The organism is Streptomyces sp. NPDC012935, from assembly GCF_042900345.1.
In the GTDB taxonomy this organism is placed as follows: Bacteria; Actinomycetota; Actinomycetes; order Streptomycetales; family Streptomycetaceae; genus Streptomyces.
In genome coordinates this window covers 647,048-669,642 of record NZ_JBIBBC010000002.1, presented here as the reverse complement: position 1 = coordinate 669,642, position 22,595 = coordinate 647,048, and the positions used below count along the sequence as shown (strand labels likewise).

Annotated in this window: 14 protein-coding genes and 1 tRNA gene; 4 read left to right on the top strand and 11 right to left on the bottom strand. The window is 71.0% G+C overall.

What is annotated here, in order from left to right:
- Positions 1-14: 14 nt before the first annotated feature.
- The 3 genes from ACFY5C_RS08415 to ACFY5C_RS08405 are packed head-to-tail and all read left to right on the top strand — an operon-like array spanning position 15 to position 3,120.
- Positions 15-698 carry a metallophosphoesterase family protein gene (locus tag ACFY5C_RS08415; protein WP_389441968.1) on the top strand — a complete coding sequence of 228 codons (684 nt, stop codon included), beginning with the start codon at positions 15-17 and terminating at the stop codon, positions 696-698.
- Positions 695-1,852 carry an acetyl-CoA carboxylase biotin carboxylase subunit family protein gene (locus ACFY5C_RS08410; RefSeq protein WP_389441966.1) on the top strand — a complete coding sequence of 386 codons (1,158 nt, stop codon included), beginning with the start codon at positions 695-697 and terminating at the stop codon, positions 1,850-1,852. The genes ACFY5C_RS08415 and ACFY5C_RS08410 overlap by 4 nt, the downstream gene beginning before the upstream one ends.
- Positions 1,849-3,120 (top strand): MFS transporter, encoded by a 1,272-nt coding sequence (locus tag ACFY5C_RS08405; protein WP_389441964.1) that lies wholly within the window; start codon positions 1,849-1,851, stop codon positions 3,118-3,120. Before ACFY5C_RS08410 ends, ACFY5C_RS08405 begins: the two co-directional genes overlap by 4 nt.
- A 144-nt stretch (positions 3,121-3,264) precedes the next feature.
- Here the strand turns inward: ACFY5C_RS08405 and ACFY5C_RS08400 are convergent.
- From ACFY5C_RS08400 to bldG, 11 genes are all read right to left on the bottom strand, one after another.
- Positions 3,265-3,341, bottom strand: a tRNA-Thr gene (locus ACFY5C_RS08400).
- A 244-nt stretch (positions 3,342-3,585) separates the two neighbouring features.
- Entirely contained in the window at positions 3,586-5,223 is a 1,638-nt protein-coding gene (locus ACFY5C_RS08395; RefSeq protein ID WP_389441961.1) for an alpha/beta hydrolase, read from the bottom strand.
- A gap of 154 nt (positions 5,224-5,377) precedes the next feature.
- On the bottom strand, positions 5,378-6,583 hold the full coding sequence (locus tag ACFY5C_RS08390; RefSeq protein WP_389441958.1) for a DNA polymerase III subunit delta': 1,206 nt from the start codon (positions 6,581-6,583) through the stop codon (positions 5,378-5,380).
- Positions 6,584-6,896: 313 nt separating this feature from the next.
- Positions 6,897-10,100: a dTMP kinase gene (tmk, locus tag ACFY5C_RS08385; protein ID WP_389441955.1), complete on the bottom strand. Its 3,204-nt coding sequence runs from the start codon at positions 10,098-10,100 to the stop codon at positions 6,897-6,899.
- A gap of 188 nt (positions 10,101-10,288) precedes the next feature.
- The gene (topA, locus tag ACFY5C_RS08380; RefSeq protein WP_389441953.1) at positions 10,289-13,126 is read right to left on the bottom strand and encodes a type I DNA topoisomerase; all 2,838 of its coding nucleotides are present in this window, start codon (positions 13,124-13,126) and stop codon (positions 10,289-10,291) included.
- A 249-nt stretch (positions 13,127-13,375) separates the two neighbouring features.
- The gene (locus tag ACFY5C_RS08375; RefSeq protein WP_369272551.1) at positions 13,376-13,573 is read right to left on the bottom strand and encodes a hypothetical protein; all 198 of its coding nucleotides are present in this window, start codon (positions 13,571-13,573) and stop codon (positions 13,376-13,378) included.
- 413 nt (positions 13,574-13,986) lie between these two features.
- The gene (locus ACFY5C_RS08370) at positions 13,987-15,537 is read right to left on the bottom strand and encodes a methyltransferase (protein ID WP_389441951.1); all 1,551 of its coding nucleotides are present in this window, start codon (positions 15,535-15,537) and stop codon (positions 13,987-13,989) included.
- Positions 15,538-15,574: 37 nt separating this feature from the next.
- Complete coding sequence (locus tag ACFY5C_RS08365; RefSeq protein WP_389441949.1) at positions 15,575-16,171, bottom strand: small secreted protein; 597 nt, start codon at positions 16,169-16,171, stop codon at positions 15,575-15,577.
- Positions 16,172-16,385: 214 nt separating this feature from the next.
- A complete protein-coding gene (locus ACFY5C_RS08360; protein WP_389441947.1) occupies positions 16,386-18,791 on the bottom strand; it encodes a sodium-translocating pyrophosphatase in 2,406 nt (801 codons plus the stop codon).
- Between the two features lie 298 nt (positions 18,792-19,089).
- Positions 19,090-19,527, bottom strand: a complete 438-nt coding sequence (locus ACFY5C_RS08355) for an ATP-binding protein (RefSeq protein ID WP_389441945.1) — start codon at positions 19,525-19,527, stop codon at positions 19,090-19,092.
- Positions 19,528-19,651: 124 nt separating this feature from the next.
- Entirely contained in the window at positions 19,652-19,993 is a 342-nt protein-coding gene (bldG, locus tag ACFY5C_RS08350) for an anti-sigma factor antagonist BldG (protein WP_003975386.1), read from the bottom strand.
- A gap of 82 nt (positions 19,994-20,075) precedes the next feature.
- Between bldG and ACFY5C_RS08345 the strand changes: the two genes are divergently transcribed.
- Positions 20,076-22,574, top strand: a complete 2,499-nt coding sequence (locus tag ACFY5C_RS08345; RefSeq protein ID WP_389441944.1) for a DEAD/DEAH box helicase — start codon at positions 20,076-20,078, stop codon at positions 22,572-22,574.
- The last annotated feature ends 21 nt before the right edge of the window (positions 22,575-22,595 follow it).

The following is a 22,595-nucleotide window of genomic DNA, read 5'->3' as shown; positions in this document are numbered from 1 at the left end:
TGCGCCATGCCGTCGTGACGGACATCCACGGGGACACCGCGCGGCTGAGGGCCGTCCTCGCCGGGATCCGCGCCCAAGGGGTGGACCAGGTGGTCTGCCTCGGCGACGTCTTCGAGTGCCGGATCGGAAAGCGGGAGGTCGACGGGTACGAGTACGGCGGCCGGCTCGCCGACGTCTTCGACCCGGACCCGGAACTCGCCGGGCTCCTGGACGGGGTACGCCTCGTGCGGGGCAACCAGGAGGAGCGGATCCGCGCCCTCGTGCCCGATCCCGACCTGCCCGCCTGGACCCGCCCGCTGCTCGACGCTCCTCTGGAGCACCGCACCGGCTTCGCGCTGTACTGCCACGGCCATCCGCTGCCGTGGCGCGAACTGGAGCCGGGGCTGTGGTGCCCGGCCGACGCGGAATTTCCCGGGCGGGCCCTGGTGCACGGGCACCATCACCGCAGCGCGCTGTACCGGCTGTGGCCGGGCGACCGCGGCCGCCCGGTGCGGGTGCAGCGCCTGCCCGTCCGGTTCGGGGAGCCGGTACCGCTCGCTGCGGACGGCCGCTACGTCGTCAACGTCGGCGCTGTCACCGACTGCGCGCCGGACCGCGGCCCCTCCCCCGTCTGGACCGTCGTCGACGAGGCCGCCGCCACCGTCACCTACCACCACGCACCACTCCCCACGGCCCCACAACCCACGGAGAAGCAGTGACCCGGCAGGTACTCCTGCTCAACTCGGACAAGCCCGAGGTCCTCGAGGCCCTGGCCCGCCGCCCCGACGTCACCGTCCGCGTCATCACCCGCAAGGTGTACGCCGACCTGTACCAAAACCACGAGGTGGCGTACGTCGACAGCTTCGCCGACCTGACACAGGTCGAGCAGGCGGCGTACGAACTCGCCGCGTACGGCCCCGTCGACCACGTCATCGCGGCCACGGAGAAGAGCGTGGTGGCGGCCGGGCTGGTCCGCGTCCTGCTCGGGGTGCCCGGGCCGGGCTTCGAGGGGTCCCTGTGGGGCGCCCACAAGCGGGCGATGAAGGACAGGCTGCGCGCCGCCGGTCTTCCGGTGACGGACTACGCCCAGGCCGCCACGGTCGACGAGGTGCCCCGGGCGGCGGAGCGGACCGGCTGGCCCGTCATGATCAAGCCGGTGTTCGGCGCCGGCTCGAAGTGCACCTACCGCGTCGACTCCCCCGAGGAGTTCGCCGAACGGCACCGGGCCGCCGGCTTCGCCGACCTCGCGGACAAGCGGCTGCCGGTCCAGGTGGAGCGCCTGGTGCGGTTCACGCACGAATACCACTGCGACGGCGTCGTCCACGACGGCGAGGTGGCCCGCGCGGCCGTCTCCCGCTACTTCCTCCCGCCGCTGCGCATCTCGCCGAATCTGAACAGCGGGTACGTCGCAGACCAGACGGACCCGTTCTCGAGGGAAGTCCTGGACCTGCACCGCCGGGTGGTCACCGCGCTCGGCCTGCCGGCCGGGGTGACACACCTGGAGGTGTTCCGCACCCAGGCGGGACCGGTCATCGGCGAAGTGGCCGTACGACCGGGCGGAATGGGCATCTCCCGGATGTGGTGGCACGCCTTCGGCGTGGACCTGTGGGAGGAGTTCGTCCGCGTCTCGACCGGCGAACGGCCCAGCCGGCCGGACCGCGCACCACACCCCGAGACCACCGGCCGCACCCGGCTGCCCGCACTGCCCGGCCTTCGCGAGCGCGTACTGGCCCTGCCCGGAGTGCTGGAGGTCCTGACGCCCGAGGAGTGCGCGAGCCCGGGACACCTGGAGGCGTACTTCACGGCCACGGACGAGTCGGCCGCGGAGGCGTTCATCGCGCGGCTGCACGAGATGGCAGGGCCCACGGCATGACCACACCCGCTCCCGGCCGGGCACGCGCCCTGCTCGACGCCTGCCTGCCCGCCCACGGCGAACCCCGACTGCTCGCCGTGTCCTGGCTGGTCAAGACGGTCGGCAGCGGTCTCTACCTGACCACCAGCACCCTGTTCTTCACCCGGGTCGTCGAACTGCCCGTCCACCAGGTCGCCTCCGGCCTCACCGTCGCCGGGATCGTGGCGCTGGCCGGTGCCGTACCGCTGGGCAGGCTGGCCGACCGCTTCGGCCCGCGGCGGACGTACACCGTCCTGCTCGGCGTCCAGTTCGCCACGATGGCCGCGCTGGCCTTCGCCCGCACCTTCCCGGCGTTCCTGGCCCTGATCCTGGTCTTCCTCCTCGCCGAGCAGGGCAGCACGGCGGCCCGTGGCGCGCTGGTCGCCACGGTCGGGGAGGGCGCCGCACGCGTACGGTTGCGGGCCTACCTGCGGGTGGTGACCAATGTCGGCATCACGATCGGCGCGGCGGCCTCGGCCCTGGTCATCCAAGCCGACACCGAGGCCGGGTACATGGCCCTGCTGTGGTGCACGTCGCTGACCTACCCGGCGGCGGCGGTGCCGCTGTGGTGGCTACGGGCACGCGAGACCCGGCCCACCGGGAAGGCCGCGCACACCGGTTCCGGCTGGCAGGTCCTGCGCGACCGGCGGTACGCGGCCATCACCCTGATCTGCGGTGTGCTGTCCCTGCAGGCGCAGGTGCTGTCGTTCGCCGTGCCGCTGTGGGTGCTCCAGCACACCGAGGCGCCGCCGGTGCTGGTGTCCACCATCGTCGCCGTCAACACGGTGCTGGTGATCTGTCTGCAGATCCGGTTCAGCCGTGGCGCCGAGGACAACGGCCGGGCCGCCCGGATGTGCCGCAACGCGGGAATCGCCCTGTTCGCCGCGTGCGCGCTGGTGGCCTTCACCGCAGGGATGGGCGGCTGGTCGGCGACGGTTGTGCTGCTGCTGTTCGCGGCCGCGCTCACGTTCGGCGAACTGTGGCTGTCGGCGGGCTCGTTCGGGCTGAGCTTCTCACTCGCACCCGAGGGCATGCACGGCCAGTACCAGGGCTTCTTCTCCCTGGGACGCGGCGCCGCGACCGCGGTGGCACCGGTACTGATAGCCGTCCTCTGCCTCGGCGACCGCCCCCAGGCGGGATGGCTCGTACTCGGCACCTTGTTCGCCGTGGCAGGCGCGGCGGCTCCGCTGGCACTGCAGGCGCGGGGAGCGACGGTACGCGAGCCGTCCCTGTCGCCTGCCACGGAGTGAACGACGCACGGGCCGCTCGACAACGGCGATCCGCGTCGGGGCCAGGCTCAGGGGCGGGGGCGGGCTTCTCTGCAAGCCGGGGAGGCAGCCGATTCGAAGAACGAGAAAACCCCAGGTCGGAGTATCTTCCGACCCGGGGTTTGCTGGAGCCGCCTTCGGGATTCGAACCCGAGACCTACGCATTACGAGTGCGTTGCTCTGGCCATCTGAGCTAAGGCGGCGCGCTGTCCGCACTATGGTGCGATCAGCAACGTCGGTAAGTCTACACAGTTTCTGAGGGTGCTCCGTACCGGCCCCCACCCGGCCCGCCCCGGCCTTCGGCGGCCCTCCCAAGCCCCCTCCCGACCTCCGCCGATCTCCCGTCGGCCCGCCCGCCCCGCGCCCCGGAGCGGAGTGCTCCGGGGCCCTCGGGTCGGTACTCCGGGCCCGGGGTCAACGGCCCCGGGCCCACCGGCCACGCCACTCTCAGCAGCGCTTGTCCCGAGCAGGCGGCGTCCCGCGGAGGAGATAAGCGTTGATCGTCCTGTCGATGCAGGTGCTGCCCCGCCCGTACGCCGTGTGGCCGTCTCCGTCGTAGGTGAGGAGGCGGGACGAGGAGAGCTGGCGGGAGAGGGCCTTGGCCCAGCGGTAGGGGGTGGCCGGGTCACGGGTGGTGCCGACCACGACGATGGGGGCCGCGCCCCTCGCCTCGATGCGGTGCGGCTCGCCGGTCGGTGCCACCGGCCAGTACGCGCAGTTCAGGGTGGCCCAGGCGAGGCCCTTGCCGAAGACGGGGGACGCCTTCTCGAAGGCCGGGAGGGCGGAGCGCACCTCCTCGGGGGTGGAGAAGGCCGCCGGGAGGTCCACGCAGTTGACCGCCGCGTTGGCGAACATCAGGTTCGTGTAGTGGCCGTCGGAGTCGCGCTCGTAGTAGCTGTCGGAGAGGGCGAGGAGACCCGCCCCGTCGTTCTCCCGCATGGCCGCGGACAGTGCGTCGCGCAGGGTGGCCCAGGCCCCCTCGTCGTACATCGCCGCGATCACACCGGTGGTGGCGAGGGATTCACTGAGCTTCCGGCCGGCCGCGTCGCCGGCCGGAATCGGCCGCGCGTCGAGCTTCGCGAAGAAGGCCTTGAGGTTCTTGCCGACCTCGCTCGCCTTCGTGCCCAGCGGACAGTCCCGCTTGCGCACGCAGTCCCGTGCGAACGCCTGGAACGCCGTCTCGAAGCCCGCCGTCTGGTCGAGGTTCATCCGGCGAGCGGGCAGGGACGGGTCCATGCCGCCGTCCAGGACCAGGCGGCCCACCCGGTCCGGGAAGAGCCCGGCGTATGTGGCCCCGAGGAAGGTGCCGTACGACGCGCCCACATACGACAGTTTCTCGTCCCCCAGCACCGACCGCAGGAGGTCCATGTCCCGGGCCGCCTCGGCGGTCGAGACATGCCGGAGCAGGCCGGGCGCGTCCGCTCCGCAGCCCTCCGCGAACTTCTTGTACGCGCTGACGAGCCGACCGGTCTCCTTGGCGTCGTCGGGCGTGAAGTCCGTCTGCGTGTACGCGTCCATCTCAGGGCCGTCGAGACATTCGACGGGCTCGCTGCTCGCGACACCGCGCGGGTCGACCGCGACCATGTCGTACCGGGCCCGTACCTCCATCGGGTAGCCGATCCCCGCGTACTGCTGGAGGTAGCCGATCGCCGAACCGCCCGGGCCGCCCGGGTTCACGAGCAGCGACCCGAGCCGCTTGCCCGGCCCCGTCGCCTTCTTGCGGGCCACCGCGAGACGGGTCTCCCCCGCGTTCGGCTTGGTGTAGTCGAGGGGCACCTTCAAGGTCGTGCACTGGAAGCCGGGCACCCCGCAGCTGTGCCAGGTCAGCTTCTGTGCGTAGTACGGCGTGATCGCGGCCGGCGTCGACCTGGGCAGCGCGGCCAGCGCGGCCCCGGCCGCCGGGCTTCCGGTTTTCATCGTCGCGTCGGGGGCCCCACCGGAGGAGCAGGCGGAGACGAGCAGCGCGGCAACGGCGACGAGGGTGCCGAATGCGCCGGCCCGCCGTGGGGTCGAGCGACGGTTGCGTGGGCCCTGCCCGCTGGGCCTCGGGTCTGGGCTGAATGAAGAGCTGCGCCTGGTGTGCATCTGGCGAGCGTAACTCTGCGCAGTGGCTTGGATGCTGTGCGTGCACGTCGCGGCTCGTACGTGTTACATGGTCAACCTCGTGTTGCTCACTTGTGGGTGCCTGGCCGGGGGCAGAGGGCAGAGGGCAGGGGAATACGTCGGCCCGCCCGGGGACTCAGCCCGCTCTGAGTGCCATGGTCATCGCCTCCACCGCCAGCAGCGGCGCCACGTTGCGGTCGAGGGCGTCGCGGCAGGCGGCGATCGCCTCGATGCGGCGGAGTGTGGACTCCGGGGAACTGTCGCGGGCGAGGCGCTCCAGCGCGTCCTCGGCATCGGTGTTGGCGAGGGCCACGCGGGAGCCGAGCTGCAGGGCGAGGACGTCGCGATAGAAGGCGGTGAGGTCGGTCAGGGCGAGGTCGAGGCTGTCGCGCTGCGTGCGCGTGCGTCGCCGCTTCTGCTTGTCCTCCAGGTCCTTCATCACACCCGCCGTGCCGCGCGGCATCCTGCCGCCCTGGGCCGCACCCAGCGCAGCCTTCAGCTCCTCGGTCTCCTTGGCGTCCATCTCCTCGGCCAGCTGCTTGGCGTCCTCGGCGGCGGCATCCACCAGCTCCTGGGCTGCCCTGAGGCAGGCTCCGACCTCGCCGAGCCGGAGGGGCAGCTTCAGCACGGCGGCCCGGCGATCGCGGGCGGCGGGGTCGGTGGCCAGGCGTCGCGCCCGGTCGATATGGCCCTGGGTGGCACGGGCCGCGGCGGCGGCGACTTCGGGTTCGATGCCTTCTCGCCGTACGAGCATGTCGGCGATGGCGTCGACCGAGGGCGTGCTCAGGTTCAGGTGGCGGCAGCGGGAGCGGATGGTGGGCAGGACGTCCTCGATGGAGGGGGCGCAGAGCAGCCAGACCGTGCGGGGGGCGGGCTCCTCCACGGCCTTCAGCACGGCGTTGGCGGACTTCTCGTTGAGCCGCTCGGCGTCCTCGACCAGGATGACCTGCCAGCGGCCGTTCGCCGGCGAGGTGAACGACTTGCGGACGGTGTCCCGCATGTCGTCGGCGAGGATCTGGGCGCCGACGGCGGCGACGGTCGTGACGTCGGCGTGCGTGCCGACGAGTGCCGTATGGCATCCGTCGCAGAAGCCGCATCCGGGGGCGCCGCCCAGCGCCCTGTCAGGGCTGACGCACTGCAGCGCGGCGGCGAAGGCCCGCGCCGCCTGATTGCGGCCCGCCCCTGGCGGCCCCGTGAACAACCAGGCATGCGTCATCTTGGACGCCTCCGGGGGCGGCGCGTCGGCGGCAACGGCGGTGACGAGGGCATCGGCGTCCCGAGCGGCAGCACCCAGCTGCTCACTCACCCTGTCCTGTCCCACCAGGTCGTCCCACACGCTCACGGGTCACGCCGCCCTTCGCTCACGATTCGAGGTGCGGGATCCATTGTGCGGGGCAGCACTGACAACGGGTGACGGAGCGGGTGGAGCCGACCCGCGGACGGCTCCGGCGTCGTGTCGGGCCGACGGCATCCCAAGCGGAATCTGCGGCGGCACCCCAAGCGGACCCTGAGGCGAATCGGCCCACCTCGGTGACGACCCCGCACCGGGCCGTCCGGTGCCGGCTGCCCGGCGCCGAGCGGCAGTCCGCCCGGCTGACCGAACGGCCTCGATGCCGCGCCCGGTCTCAGGGCGGCCCGACCTCAGGCCGACGGCTTCAGCGCCGCCGGCCCCGGCCCCCGTCCTCGTCCTCATGCGGCCCCAGCAGCTCATCCGCCAACGTGGGCAGATCGTCCAGCGGCGTCTCCTCGGCCCAGTCGGACCGAGCCCTTCGGCGCGGTGCCCCCGCCTCGTCGACCTGAGGCATCTCGCGCGTGCGTTCCTCCTCGCGGAAGTACCCCGGCGGAACCCGATCCGCGGACTCCCCCGACACCGGGGGCAGCACCGCGGTCTCATCCGCGGCCCCCGGCGGAACCGGCGGCAGCACCGCGGTCTCATCGGCGGCCCCGGGCACCACCGGCGGCAGCACGGCCGTCTCGTCAGCCGCTCCAGAAGGCGCCGGCGGCTGCGGCAGCTTCGCCGTCACCTCGGCTTCGGACTCACCCGAGGCTCGGCCACCGGAGGCACGGTTACCCGAAGACCCCTCACCGCCCGTCCCCCGCCGGTCCTCGTCCCGTACCGGCCGCAGCACAGTCGTCTCGTCCGAGGCCCCGCCGGGTGCCTGCCCCGGCGTAACGACCGGCGTCGGCACGGTCAGCGCGTCACCAGGAGCAGCCCCGGCAGCGGGCGCCGCCGGCTTCGGGCCCGCCTGGGCCTGCGCCGCCGCCTGCTCAGCGAGCCGCCGGGCCTCCTCGGCCCGCAGCAGGGCCTCCTCCGCCTTGCGCTGCTTCTCCAGCCGGACCGCTTCCGCCTCGGCGCGCAGCCGGGCCTCTTCCTCGGCCTGCTTGCGACGGCGTTCCTCGTCGGCCTTGCGGCGCGCTTCCTCCTCGGCGCGCACCTTCTCCTCCGCGAGGAGCCGCTGACGCTCCTCCTCGGCCCGTCGGCGTGCTTCCTCGGCCCGCAGCCGGGCCTCCTCCGCCTGCCGCTCGGCCTCGCGCCGCTGCGCCTCCTCCAGCTCGCGCCGCTTGCGCTCCTCCTCCTCGGCACGCAGCCGGGCGAGCTGCTCCTGGCGCTCACGCTCGAGGCGCTCCTCCTCTGCCTTGCGGGCGGCCTCTTCCTCGGCCTTGCGGCGGGCCTCCTCCTCGGCCTTGCGGCGCGCTTCCTCCTGCGCCTGGATCTCCGCCTCCGACAACGGCAGCGTCTGGTCGAGCCGGTGCCGGATGACGGTCGTCACGGCCTCGGGCTCCTGGCCCGCGTCCACCACCAGGTACCGCCCGGGGTCGGACGCGGCGAGCGTCAGGAACCCGGAGCGCACGCGCGCGTGGAATTCGGCCGGCTCCGACTCCAGCCGGTCCGGCGCCTCGGTGAACCGCTCGCGGGCGATCTCCGGCGAGACGTCCAGCAGCACCGTCAGGTGCGGCGCGAGGCCGTTCGTCGCCCAGCGGTTGATACGGGCGATCTCCGTCGGGGACAGGTCTCGGCCCGCCCCCTGGTAGGCGACCGAGGAGTCGACGTACCGGTCCGAGATCACGACCGCGCCGCGCTCCAGCGCGGGCCGGACCACCGTGTCGACGTGCTCCGCGCGGTCCGCCGCGTACAGCAGCGCCTCGGCCCGGTGCGACAGGCCCGCGCTGGACACGTCCAGCAGGATCGACCGAAGCCGCTTGCCGACCGCCGTGGCCCCCGGCTCGCGTGTGACGACGACCTCGTGGCCCTTGCCACGGATCCACTCGGCGAGCGCCTCGGCCTGGGTGGACTTCCCGGCGCCGTCGCCGCCTTCCAGGGCGATGAAGAAGCCGGTCGTCGCGGGCACCTGCTCGGGGTCGTCCCCGCCGAGCAGCGCGTCCCGCAGGTCGTGGCGCAGCGGCACTCCGGAGCGGTCGTCGACCTTGGCCAGCACCAGCACGGCCACCGGCAGCAGCAGCGCCCCGACCAGCATCAGCGTGAACGCCGCTCCGCCGTGCGCGAAGACGAACTTGCCGCTCTCCAGTCGGTGCGGCCCGATCAGCGCGGCCACCAGCGGCGCGATCACCGCGCCGAGCGCCACACAGACCCGTACAACCGCGTGCAGATGCTCCGTCGTGCGCGCGCGCCGGAATTCCTCGGCCTCCTGGTCGAGCAGGGTGTGCCCGGTGTTGGCGGCCACGCCCGCGCCGACCCCGGCCAGCGCGATGATCAGCAGCACGGTGGTGACGTCCGGGACGAGTCCCGCGGCCAGCAGCGCGACGCCCGTGAAGGCGATCACCAGCGCGAGCAGCCGGCGCCGCGACAGGGAGGGCAGCACGGAGGGCGCCGTACGGATTCCGACGACCACGCCGCCGGTCAGCAGGAGCACCAGCAGGCCGTACAGCACCGGGCCGCCGCCCAGGTCCTTGGCGTGCAGCACGGACACGGCGACCACGGCGGACACCGCCCCGGCGACTGCCGCGCACGCCGTCACCAGCAGCGGGATCGCGCCGGTACGGCCCTTGTCGATACCCGAGCCGGTCTTCGGACGGCGCAGCCCCTCGAGCGGGGACCGCGCGCGGGGGGTGCGCGTGTCGGGCAGCTCCAGGAAGGTCAGCACGGACAGGGAGGCGGCGAACAGGCCGGCCGCGACATACGACGCGAGAGCCGCCTGGTGCTGCTCGAACCAGTCGAGACCGGTCCCGAGCAGGTTGTTCAGCAGGGCCGCGACGACAAGTGCGGCGGCGGCCAGCGGGATCGCCACGAAGCCCGTACGCAGCGACAGGCGGCGCAGGGCGTCCATGTGGTCCGGCAGCGGTCGTACGGTCGCGCCCTCCGGCGGCGGGGGCGGCAGCAGCGCGGGCGCCGCGCTCTCCCGGCACACCGTCCAGAAGCGCTCGGCGACGCCGGTCACGAAGACCGTGACCAGGAGGAGCGCCAGCGCATTGTCCGGCGTCCAGTCGATCCACAGGGGCGCGACGATCAGCATGGCGGCCCGCAGGCCGTCCGCGCCGACCATGGTCCAGCGCCGGTCGAGCGGGCCCTCCTGGGAAGTGAGCGAGGTCAGCGGGCCGAGGAGTACGGCGCCGAAGAGCAGCGTCGCCAGGATGCGCACCCCGAACACGGTCGCCACTGCGAACGCCACGCCCCGGTAACCCCCGCCGAACGACCCCTCGGCGATCGCCGCCTGGAGGGCCAGCAGGACCAGCACCAGGAGGGCGAGGATGTCGCCGACACCCCCTACCAGCTGCGCGCTCCACAGCCGCTTGAGCTGCGGTCGGCGCAGCAGGGCGCGGACGGCACGCTCGCGGGAGTCCGCGACCAGGGCGTCGTCGGGGGCGGAGTGGTGGGCCGTTGGCTGGTCGGCTCGCGTCATGCTTTCAGCCTATCGGGACCCACCGACAGCCCGGCGCTCCCGCCCGAACGTACGCACGCCCCGACACCAAACTGATGCCGAGGCGTTCGTTTTGCGAACCGCAAGTGAGGAACCGGACCCTCAATCGGCCCCCGTGAGAGCCCTGTTGGACTTCACGAAGACCGATCGCTGGGCGCAAAGGCGGTGGTTCAGTCCTCGCTCGCCGACTTCGAAGCCGTCGCCTTCTTGGCGGTCGTCTTCTTCGCCGTCGTCTTCTTGGCAGCCGTCGTCGTCTTCTTCGCCGCGGTCTTCTTGGCGGCTGCCTTCTTGGCCGGGGCGGCCTTCTTGGCGGTCGCCTTCTTCGCCGGGGCCTTCTTCGCCGTCTTCTTGGCCGGCCCCTTGGCCCGCTTCTCGGCGAGCAGCTCGAAGCCGCGCTCCGGGGTGATCGTCTCGACGCTGTCGCCGGAGCGCAGGGTCGCGTTGGTCTCCCCGTCGGTGACGTACGGCCCGAAGCGACCGTCCTTGACGACGACCGGCTTCTCGCTCACCGGGTCGGAGCCCAGCTCCTTCAGCGGCGGCTTGGCGGCCGCGCGGCCACGCTGCTTGGGCTGGGCGTAGATCGCCTGCGCCTCTTCCAGCGTGATCGTGAAGAGCTGCTCCTCGGCCTGCAGCGAGCGCGAGTCCGTGCCCTTCTTCAGGTACGGGCCGTAGCGGCCGTTCTGCGCGGTGATCTCCACGCCCTCCGCGTCCTTGCCGACGACCCGCGGCAGGGACATCAGCTTGAGCGCGTCCTCCAGCGTCACGGTGTCGAGCGCCATCGACTTGAACAGCGAGGCCGTACGCGGCTTGACGGCGTTCTTGCCGGTCTTCGGGGTGCCCTCGGGGAGCACCTCGGTGACGTACGGGCCGTAGCGGCCGTCACGGGCGATGATCTGGTGGCCGGTCTGCGGGTCGGCACCGAGCTCGAAGTCACCGCTCGGCTTGGCGAGCAGTTCCTCCGCCAGCTCCACGGACAGCTCGTCCGGGGCCAGGTCCTCGGGGACGTCCGCCCGCTGATGGTTCTCGGAGTCCTTCTCACCGCGCTCGATGTACGGGCCGTAGCGGCCGACCCGCAGCACGATGTCGTTGCCCACCGGGAACGACGACACCTCACGCGCGTCGATCGCGCCCAGGTCGGTCACCAGCTCCTTGAGGCCACCGAGGTGGTCCCCGTCGCCGTTGCCGGCCTCGGCCGCGCCGCCGTTGTGGGTGCCCTCGCCGAAGTAGAAGCGCTTCAGCCACGGCACGGACTGGGCCTCGCCGCGGGCGATGCGGTCGAGGTCGTCCTCCATCCTGGCGGTGAAGTCGTAGTCGACGAGCCGCCCGAAGTGCTTCTCCAGGAGGTTGACCACGGCGAAGGACAGGAAGGACGGCACCAGGGCCGTGCCCTTCTTGAACACATAGCCGCGGTCGAGGATCGTGCCGATGATCGACGCGTACGTCGACGGGCGGCCGATCTCCCGCTCCTCCAGCTCCTTGACCAGCGACGCCTCGGTGTAGCGGGCCGGGGGCTTGGTGGCGTGCCCGTCGACCGTGATCTCCTCGGCGCTGAGCGCGTCGCCCTCGCTGACCTGCGGGAGGCGGCGCTCACGGTCGTCCAGCTCGGCGTTCGGGTCGTCGGCACCCTCGACGTAGGCCTTCAGGAAGCCGTGGAAGGTGATCGTCTTGCCGGACGCACTGAACTCGACGTCCCGTCCGTCGGCCGACCTGCCGCCGATCTTGACGGTGACCGAGTTACCGGTCGCGTCCTTCATCTGCGAGGCGACCGTCCGCTTCCAGATCAGCTCGTAGAGCTTGAACTGGTCACCGGTCAGCCCGGTCTCGGCGGGCGTGCGGAAGCGGTCACCGGAGGGGCGGATCGCTTCGTGCGCCTCCTGCGCGTTCTTGACCTTCCCGGCGTACGTCCGGGGGGCCGACGGCAGGTAGTCGGCGCCGTAGAGCTGCGTGACCTGGGCGCGGGCCGCCGCGACGGCCGTGTCGCTCAGGGTCGTGGAGTCCGTACGCATGTACGTGATGTAGCCGTTCTCGTACAGCTTCTGCGCGACCTGCATCGTGGCCTTCGCGCCGAAGCCGAGCTTGCGGCTCGCCTCCTGCTGCAGCGTCGTCGTACGGAACGGGGCGTACGGCGAGCGGCGGTACGGCTTGGACTCGACGGAGCGCACCGCGAACTGCGTGTTCTCCAGGGCGGCGGCGAGGGCGCGGGCGTTCGCCTCGTCGAGGTGGAGGGTGTTCGCGCTCTTGATCTGTCCCAGGGAGTCGAAGTCGCGGCCCTGCGCGACCCGCCTGCCGTCGACGGTCTGCAGGCGGGCGACCAGCGACGACGGGTCCGACGAGTCCCCGGCGCGGCCGGTCGCGAAGGTGCCCGTCAGGTCCCAGTACTCAGCAGAACGAAACGCGATGCGCTCGCGTTCCCGCTCCACGACGAGCCGGGTGGCGACGGACTGGACACGGCCGGCCGACAGACGCGGCATGACCTTCTTCCACAGGACCGGCGAGACCTCGTAGCCGTAGAGGCGGTCGAGGATGCGGCGGGTCTCCTGGGCGTCGACCAGCTTCTGGTTCAGCTCGCGCGGGTTGGCGACGGCGGCCTGGATCGCGGCCTTGGTGATCTCGTGGAAGACCATCCGCTTGACCGGGACCTTGGGCTTGAGCACTTCCTGGAGGTGCCACGCGATGGCCTCGCCCTCGCGGTCCTCATCGGTGGCGAGGAAGAGCTCGTCGGACTCCTTGAGCAGGTCCTTGAGCTTCTTGACCTGAGCCCGCTTGTCGGCGTTGACGACATAGATCGGCTCGAAGTCGTGCTCGACGTCCACGCCGAGGCGGCGGACCTCGCCGGTGTACTTCTCCGGCACCTCCGCGGCGCCGTTAGGAAGGTCGCGGATGTGCCCGACGCTCGCTTCGACTACGTAGCCGGGGCCCAGGTAGCCCTTGATCGTCTTCGCCTTGGCAGGCGACTCGACGATGACGAGTCGGCGGCCGCCCTGTGCGGTCTCGCTGGTCGGGGACAACTTCGCTCTTCTCTCCGGTCGACGCTGGGGCCTCCCCAGGGTCGCTTGGATCCCGGGGTCGGGTGGTGGTGACGCTGCGGAGTGTGACGGTACATCCCGCCCGGTTGTCAAACGGGAAAAGCCCGCAACGGCCACTCGAACGGTAACCCGACTTCCGCCATTCCTGCCGCCCGGAGTGCCCACCGGCCTTTTCGAGCCTTTCCGGAAGAGGGCCTCCCAATTACCGGCCGCCCAGCTCGTGGGCCGTTCTCATAGTCGGGTGAAGCACCATGTTCCGATGATCAGCGCGATCACCGAGACCAGGCCCGCGAGGGTCGCCGATGCGACGGGACTCACACCCTGAGCGACGGGCTGACGCTGCCGCACCCGGACCACGGTCCAGGCCAGCAGGCCGCCTCCGAACAGGGCGAACACAACCCCGGCGAAGAGCGCCGGTCCCGTTTCCATGGTTCCGCTTGCCCCTTTTCTCCCGTCAGTATGCGCCCAGCCCAGCGAGGCTGACACGCACGGACGGCTTACAGGCGAACCTGAGGTGAACGAGGAACCGACGCGCCTGTGGACTCCCGCCCCTGGTGGACTCAGCCGTTCCGAAGCACCCCATAAGGGTCCGTAGGCCCACGAGACCCACGGTCCTCTCTGGTCTCAGTCCTGGTCTCAGTCCTGGTCTCAGTCCTGATCTCAGTCCTGGTCTCACCTCTGGGTTCCAGCCCTGCGTCCCAGCCCTGGATGAGCCGTGGATGAGCCGTGGATGATCTCCCCCGCACGCGGCGTCCAGATCGACTCGAATTTGATGCTGCAGAGCTTGGCGGTGTTGTCCGATCCCTTCTTGTGGATCATTTCGCCGGACGCATGAACTGTGCCTATGACCTGGCCGGCTCGAGAAAGCCCTGTTCCACCAACAGCCGGATCTGCGCGGGCGTACGGTCGCGGAGCAGCACCGGGTCCTCGCCCATGAGTTGGGCGATGGCGTCCAGAATGCGCCCCGCGCTCAGCGAGCCGTCGCACACACCCGCGAAGCCCGCGCCGACCGTGTCCACCTGGGTGGCCCGGCGCATGCCGCGATGCTGGCGCAGCACCACGTGCTCCGGGTCCTCGGCGCCGGGCATCCCGATCTGCTCCTGCACGATCTCGGCGACGAGCCTGAAGTGGTCCTCCAGCAGAGCCGCGTCGTCGTTGGCGCGCAGGTAGTCGAGCCGGTCGAAGTGCGCCCGGACCGTCTCCCCGAGCGGCTGCTCGACCGGGTGCGGCCACTCCTCCACCGTGATTGCGGGCACGACGGCCGACGTCTTGCGCAGGGTGATCCACCCGAACCCCACGGCCTTCACCTTGCGCGCCTCGAACTCGTCCAGCCACGCGTCGTACCGCGCCTGGTACTCGGCCGCGTCACCCCGGTGGTCACCGGCGTCCCTGAGCCACAGCTCGGCGTACTGCGTGACGTCCTGGACCTCGCGCTGCACGATCCACGCGTCGCACCCGCGCGGCACCCACGACCGCAGCCTGTCCTGCCAGTCCTCCCCTTCCACGTGCTGCCAGTTGGCGAGGAACTGCGCGAACCCGCCCTCACTCAGCCGCTCCCCTGCCCCCTGAACGATCGACCGGCACAGATCGTCCCCGCCCATCCCGCCGTCGCGGTACGTCAGCCGCGCGCCCGGCGAGATCACGAAGGGCGGGTTGGACACGATCAGGTCGTACGTCTCGCCGTTCCTCAGCGGCTCGAACAGCGAGCCCTCGCGCAGATCCGCGGCCGGGGCACCGGACAGCGCGAGCGTGAGCGCGGTGATGTGCAGCGCGCGCGGGTTGAGGTCGGTCGCCGTCACGCGTGTGGCGTGCTGTGCGGCGTGCAGCGCCTGGATTCCGGAACCGGTGCCGAGGTCGAGGGCAGCGGAGACGGGCGTACGCACAGTGATGCCTGCGAGGGTCGTGGACGCGCCGCCGACGCCGAGGACGACGCCCTCGTCCCTGCTGCCGATGCCGCCGGCACCGCCGACCGCGCACCCCAGGTCGGACACGATGAACCAGTCCTCGCCCGCGGGCCCGCCATACGGCCGTACGTCGACGGTCGCGGCGACGTCGTCGCCGGGGCCTTCGGATCCGGCCGGGTTTCCGCCGACCCGGACCAGCCACCCGCTCTCCAGGCACGCGTCCACGGGCAGCACGCCCGCCACGCGCGCGTGCGGGACGGGCTGCTGCAACAGGAACAGCCGTACGAGCGCCTCCAGGGGCGTGTCACCGCGGGTCGCCCGGAGCGCGGGCACGGTCTCGCTGCGCGCGAGCGCCGCGTACGCGGGCGCGCCGAGCAGTTCGAGCAACCCGTCGGCGGTGAAGGAGGCCCCGAGCAGGGCCTCCCGCAGCCGGGCGGCGACATCGTGGCGGTCGGAGGCGGGCAGGGCAGGCAGGCTGGAGTCACTCACGCCCTCATTGTGACCCGCGCCTGCGCGCGCAGGGGGCTCAGCTGCCGGCAGCGCCGGCCGACGCGGTCACCGCGGCGGCCTGCTTGCAGCCCTCCTGGGAGGTCAGTGCCTTCTTCGTGTCGCCCGACTCCAGCGTCTTCAGCGCCTTGACCGCGCTCTTGCGCTGGGTCTCCACCTGCTTCATCTCGGCGGACACGTCCTTCAGTCCGGACGCGAACTTCGCCTGGTTCTTGGTGTCCAGGCCGTCGACCCGCTTCTTCAGGTCGCCGTAGGCCGCGGACAGGGCGGTGAGCTTTTTGACGACGTCCTGCTGGACCTTCGCGCCGTCCTCCACGCCAGGAGGCGCACCGGCGTTGCTGATGAGGGCCGCACGCGCCTTGTAGCCGTCGGCGAGGTCCTGGAAGGCCTCGGAATCGGCCTGCTGGAGCTCCTTGGGCGTGCTGGTGGTGTCCTTGGCCGCCTTGGTGATCGCGACATAGGCCGCCGAGATCTTCGCGTTCTGCGCCGGCACGGCGTCGCAGACCTTCTTGGCCCAGGCGTCCAGCTCCGGGTTGCCCTCGTCGCTCGTGCATCCCGTCAGCGCCAGCAGCAGCACCGCACCGCCGGACAGTGCGGCCGTGAGCTTCTTGTTCACCGGTTTGGTCCCTTCCGTGGCTCTCGGCCACCGGACCTTACACGGCGGGCGGTGGGCAGCCGTGCGCAGAATGCGGCATTCATGGCGTTGTCAAAGTCTTTGCACCATGTGAGAGAAGGGTCACGGCTAGGGCGTGAACGGACACAAGGCGGGCGGGCGGCACGCCAACGCGCGCCGCCCGCCCGCATCTTGAGCTGGGCCGTCGTAAGACCGGCTATGAAACCACCGCGGGGTCGGCCGGCTTGGCCACCCTGTCGGCGTTGCCTTCGTCACCCATGGCGATACCGCGCCGCTTGGAGACGTACACCGCGCCGACGATCACAAGGAGCGAGAGCACGGCGATCACGACCCGTACCCCGACGTTCTTGTCCTCGCCGTAGCTGAACTGGATGACCGCGGGCGCGATGAGCAGTGCGACCAGGTTCATCACCTTCAGCAGCGGGTTGATCGCGGGACCGGCGGTGTCCTTGAAGGGGTCACCGACCGTGTCGCCGATCACCGTCGCGGCGTGGGCCTCGCTGCCCTTGCCGCCGTGGTGGCCGTCCTCGACGAGCTTCTTGGCGTTGTCCCAGGCGCCGCCGGAGTTGGCGAGGAACACCGCCATCAGCGTGCCGGAGCCGATCGCGCCCGCCAGGAACGCGCCCAGGGCACCGACCCCGAGCGTGAACCCGATGAAGATGGGCGCCAATACGGCGAGCAGTCCGGGCGTGGCGAGTTCGCGCAGGGCATCCCTGGTGCAGATGTCGACGACCTTGCCGTACTCCGGCTGCTCCGTGTAGTCCATGATCCCGGGCCGCTCGCGGAACTGCCGCCGCACCTCGTACACCACGGAACCCGCCGACCGCGACACGGCGTTGATGGCGAGCCCCGAGAAGAGGAAGACGACCGCCGCGCCCGCGATCAGGCCGACGAGGTTGTTGGGCTGCGAGATGTCCATCATCAGGTTCATCGGCGCGCCTTCGCCGCTGAGTTTCTCGCCCACGTCCCGCGCGCCGGTGGTGATGGCGTCGCGGTACGACCCGAAGAGCGCCGCTGCCGCGAGGACGGCGGTGGCGATGGCGATGCCCTTGGTGATGGCCTTGGTGGTGTTGCCGACCGCGTCCAGGTTGGTGAGCACCTGGGCGCCCGCGCCCTCGACATCGCCGGACATCTCGGCGATGCCCTGCGCGTTGTCGGAGACCGGACCGAAGGTGTCCATGGCGACGATCACGCCGACCGTGGTGAGCAGACCGGTGCCGGCCAGCGCCACCGCGAACAGCGCCAGCATGATCGACGTACCGCCGAGCAGGAACGCCCCGTAGACGCCGAGGCCGATCAACAGGGCGGTGTAGACGGCTGATTCGAGACCGACCGAGATGCCGGCGAGGACGACGGTGGCCGGACCGGTGAGCGAGGTCTTGCCGATGTCCATGACCGGGCGGCGGTTGGTCTCGGTGAAGTAGCCGGTCAGCTGCTGGATGACGGCGGCCAGCAGGATGCCGATGCCCACCGCGACGAGCGCGAGGATCCGCGGATCGCCGTCCTTGGCCGCGATGGCCGCGTCGGTGACACCGTCGAGGTCGGCGTACGACGACGGCAGGTAGATGAACACGGCGGCCGCGACCAGCACGATCGAGATCACGGCGGAGATGAAGAACCCGCGGTTGATCGCCGTCATGCCGCTGCGGTCGCTGCGGCGCGGTGCCACGGCGAAGATGCCGATCATCGCGGTGATCACGCCGATCGCGGGCACGATCAGCGGGAAGGCGAGCCCGGAGTCACCGAACGCCGCCGATCCGAGGATCAGCGCGGCGACCAGGGTCACGGCGTACGACTCGAAGAGGTCGGCCGCCATGCCCGCGCAGTCGCCGACGTTGTCGCCCACATTGTCGGCGATGGTCGCGGCATTGCGCGGATCGTCCTCCGGAATGCCCTGTTCGACCTTGCCGACCAGGTCGGCGCCGACGTCGGCGGCCTTGGTGAAGATGCCGCCGCCGACACGCATGAACATCGCGATCAGCGCGGCGCCGAGGCCGAATCCTTCGAGCACCTTCGGCGCGTCGGCCGCGTACACCAGCACCACACAGGAGGCGCCCAGCAGACCGAGCCCCACCGTGAACATGCCGACGACGCCGCCGGTGCGGAAAGCGATCTTCATGGCTTTGTGCGAGACGGCGGTGAGATCCTTTTCCGGCTCACCCTCCGCCGGCGTCGCTTCGCGCGCGGCTGCGGCGACGCGCACATTGCTGCGTACGGCGAGCCACATACCGATATAACCGGTGCCCGCCGAGAACGCAGCGCCGATCAAGAAGAACACCGATCGGCCGATGCGCTGATTCCAGTCGTCCGCGGGAAGCAGCATGAGCAGGAAGAACACGACGATGGCGAATACGCCGAGCGTGCGCAGCTGCCGGGCCAGATAGGCGTTGGCTCCTTCCTGGACCGCGGCCGCGATCTTCTTCATGCTGTCGGTGCCCTCGCCCGCCGCGAGCACCTGGCGTACCAGGACTCCGGCGACCACGAGCGCTGCCAGTGCGACGACACCGATGATCGTGATGATGATCCGGTTGTCGTCCGTCAGCACTGCGGCTGCGAGGGTAGTGGGTTGGTCCAGCTGATGAGGGGTAAGAAGCCCCGCCATTCGTCCTCCTTGACGCTTGGGCTGAGCTCAAGATGTGGACGGATTCTAGGTACCGGAACCTGATCAAAACAGAGCGCGGTAAACGGAATCAGCCTTCACATGCCGTTCAGCAAATGATCGGCGTACCGCCACGGAACCCGAAAGCGCTAATGCCCCAAAACCATTGACGCCCGCGTTTACTTGATCAAATTATCGGCGGATTGATCGTGAATTCATTCACGAATTCCCGCGCACTCTCCGGAAAACGCGAAGGGGCCCTGCTCAGCAGGGCCCCTTCGCGATGTGACGGGTGGGTCGGTCAGGCGAGCACCGCGGCCGGCGGTGTGGTCGGCCAGGTCATACGGATCAACCCACCGTGCTCTCCGGCGGAGACCTCGACGTCGTCGACGAGTCCGCTGATGACCGCGAGGCCCATCTCGTCCTCCTCGGCCTCCACTTCGCCGTCGCCGCCCGCGGCGCCGGCTGCCCGGTCACCCGGAACGGAGCGTGGTGCCTCGTCGCCGACCTCGATGGAGAACTGTTTCTCCTCCTCGATCAGCGCCACCTTCACCGGCGCCGTGATGCCGACGCTCTGGTGCAGTCCGACGGCACGGCTGCAGGCCTCGCCGACGGCGAGCCTGACCTCGTCGAGTACGGCCTCGTCCACTCCGGCCCTGCGCGCCACCGCTGCCGCCACCAGTCGGGCGGTCCTGACGTGCTCGGGCAGCGCGCTGAAGCGGAGTTCAACGGTGGCCATGCATCCCCCTCAGAACTACGGGCGTGCTGTCGGGGGGACCGGGCCGCCGAAAGCCCGATCCCCCTTCACTTTCACCTTCTGCGAACCCGGGCACGCCGCCGTACGGCACGCCCGGGTCCGGTGATCAGTCGGTCGCCGCTACCGCTTCCTCGACCGAGGTGTGGATCGGGAACACCTTGGTGAGGCCGGTGATACGGAAGATCTTCAGAATGCGCTCCTGGTTGCAGACCAGGCGCAGGGAGCCCTCATGGGCTCGCACACGCTTCAGGCCGCCGACCAGCACGCCGAGCCCGGTGGAGTCGAGGAAGTCCACGCCCTCCATGTCGACGACGAGGTGAAAACTCCCGTCGTTCACAAGCTCGACCAACTGTTCGCGCAGCTTGGGCGCGGTATATACGTCGATTTCGCCACCGACCTCGACGACCGTACGATCGCCGACGGTACGGGTCGACAGGGACAGGTCCACGGATCCTCCAGCACCTTGCTATCGAGCGGTCGCCCCTAAGGACACCTCGGCTTACAGCCCCCAGGACGGTTCGCCAGCCGCGATGGCATTCAATCACTTACCGGCAGGCGTGCACGACGCCTTGGTCCCATTGTCCGTCACGCCAGTGACACACTCGGTGCCGATGGCCAAGAATCTCCGATCCGATCGATCCCCGACGGGCCCCGTTTCCCGGGTGGACCCGGGCACGCTGCTGGAACGGCTCGCCTCGGGACCGAACCGGGCTTCGCGCATCACTCATACGGAGCATGTGCCCCCGCGCGCCGGTCGCCATGCCGTCTGGCCTGACCGGATCCGCGCGGAGGTCGTCGCCGCGGTGCAGACGGCCGGAATCGAACATCCCTGGGCCCACCAGGCACGCGCCGCCGAGCACGCCCTGGACGGCGACTCGGTGGTCGTGGCCACCGGCACGGCGTCGGGCAAGTCCCTGGCCTACCTGGTGCCGGTCCTCTCGACGCTTCTGGACGGCTCCGAGGCGCCGAACGGGCGCGGCGCCACCGCCCTCTACCTGGCTCCGACCAAAGCTCTTGCGGCGGATCAGTGCCGTTCGGTGAAGGAACTTTCACATCCGCTGGGCAATTCCGTACGGTCGGCCGTGTACGACGGCGATACTCCGTTCGAGGAACGCGAGTGGATCCGCCAGTACGCCAACTACGTCCTGACCAACCCCGACATGCTGCATCGCGGCATACTCCCGTCCCACCCCCGCTGGTCCTCCTTCCTGAAGTCGCTGAAGTACGTCGTCATCGACGAGTGCCACACCTATCGCGGCGTCTTCGGCTCCCACGTCGCCCAGGTCCTGCGCCGCCTGCGCCGCCTGTGCGCCCGCTACGGCGCCTCTCCCGTCTTCCTGCTGGCCTCCGCGACCTCCGCCGAGCCCGCGGTCGCCGCCGGCCGCCTCACGGGCCTCCCGGTGGTGGAGGTCGCCGACGACGCCTCCCCCCGCGGCGAACTGGTCTTCGCCCTCTGGGAACCCCCGCTCACCGAGCTCCAGGGCGAGAAGGGCGCACCCGTCCGCCGCACCGCCACCGCCGAAACGGCCGACCTCCTGACCGACCTCGCCGTCCAGGGCACCCGCACGGTCGCCTTCGTGCGCTCCCGGCGCGGCGCCGAGCTGATCTCGGTCATCGCCCAGGAACGCCTCGCCGAGGTCGACCGCTCCCTCGCCCGGCGTGTCGCGGCGTACCGCGGCGGCTACCTCCCCGAGGAACGGCGCGCCCTGGAACAGGCCCTCCACTCCGGCGAACTCCTCGGCCTCGCCGCCACCACCGCCCTGGAACTCGGCATCGACGTCTCCGGCCTGGACGCCGTACTGATCGCCGGCTACCCGGGCACGCGCGCCTCCTTGTGGCAGCAGGCAGGCCGGGCCGGGCGCTCCGGGCAGGGCGCGCTGGCCGTCCTGGTCGCCCGCGACGACCCGCTGGACACCTACCTCGTCCACCATCCCGAGGCCCTGTTCGACCGTCCGGTGGAGTCGACCGTCCTCGACCCCGACAACCCGTACGTCCTCGCCCCGCACCTGTGCGCCGCGGCCGCCGAAATCCCGCTGACGGACGAGGACCTGGAGTTGTTCGGCCCCGAGACCGCGGCGCTGTTGCCGCAGTTGGAGGCCGCGAGGCTGCTGCGCCGCCGTACGAAGGCCTGGCACTGGACGCGCCGGGAACGGGCCGCCGACCTGACCGACATTCGCGGCGAGGGCGGCCGTCCGGTCCAGGTGGTCGAGTCCGGGACGGGCAGGCTGCTCGGCACCGTCGACGCGGGCGCCGCGCACGGGACGGTGCACGAGGGTGCGGTGCATCTGCACCAGGGCCGTACGTACCTGGTGCGCTCCCTGGACCTGGAGGACTCGGTGGCCCTGGTCGAGGAGGCCTCCCCGTCGTACTCGACGGTCGCCCGCGACACGACGGCGATCTCCGTCCTGGAGACGGACACCGAGGTCCCATGGGGTGACGGCCGCCTGTGCTACGGCTCCGTCGAGGTCACCAACCAGGTGGTCTCCTTCCTGCGGCGCCGGCTGATCACCGGCGAAGTACTCGGCGAGACGAAGCTCGACCTCCCTCCTCGTACGCTGCGCACGCGCGCGGTGTGGTGGACGGTCACCGAGGACCAGCTGGACGAGGCCCGGATCAACCCGGAGATCCTCGGCGGCGCCCTGCACGCCGCCGAACACGCCTCGATCGGCCTGCTGCCCCTCTTCGCGACCTGCGACCGCTGGGACATCGGCGGCGTCTCGATCCCGCTCCACCCCGACACGCTGCTCCCGACGGTCTTCGTCTACGACGGCCACCCCGGCGGCGCGGGCTTCGCCGAGCGCGCCTTCCACACCGCCCGCAGCTGGCTCACCGCCACCCGCCAGGCCATCGCCTCCTGCGAGTGCGACGCCGGCTGCCCGTCCTGCATCCAGTCCCCCAAGTGCGGCAACGGCAACGATCCGCTGCACAAGCGGGGGGCGGTGCGGCTGCTCACGGTGTTGTTGCGGGGGGCGCCGGAGGAGACGGCGGAGGCCGGGTTGGGTGAGGGCCGGGGGGTCCGGCCCGGGTGAGGGCCGGGGGGGGGCGTGGCC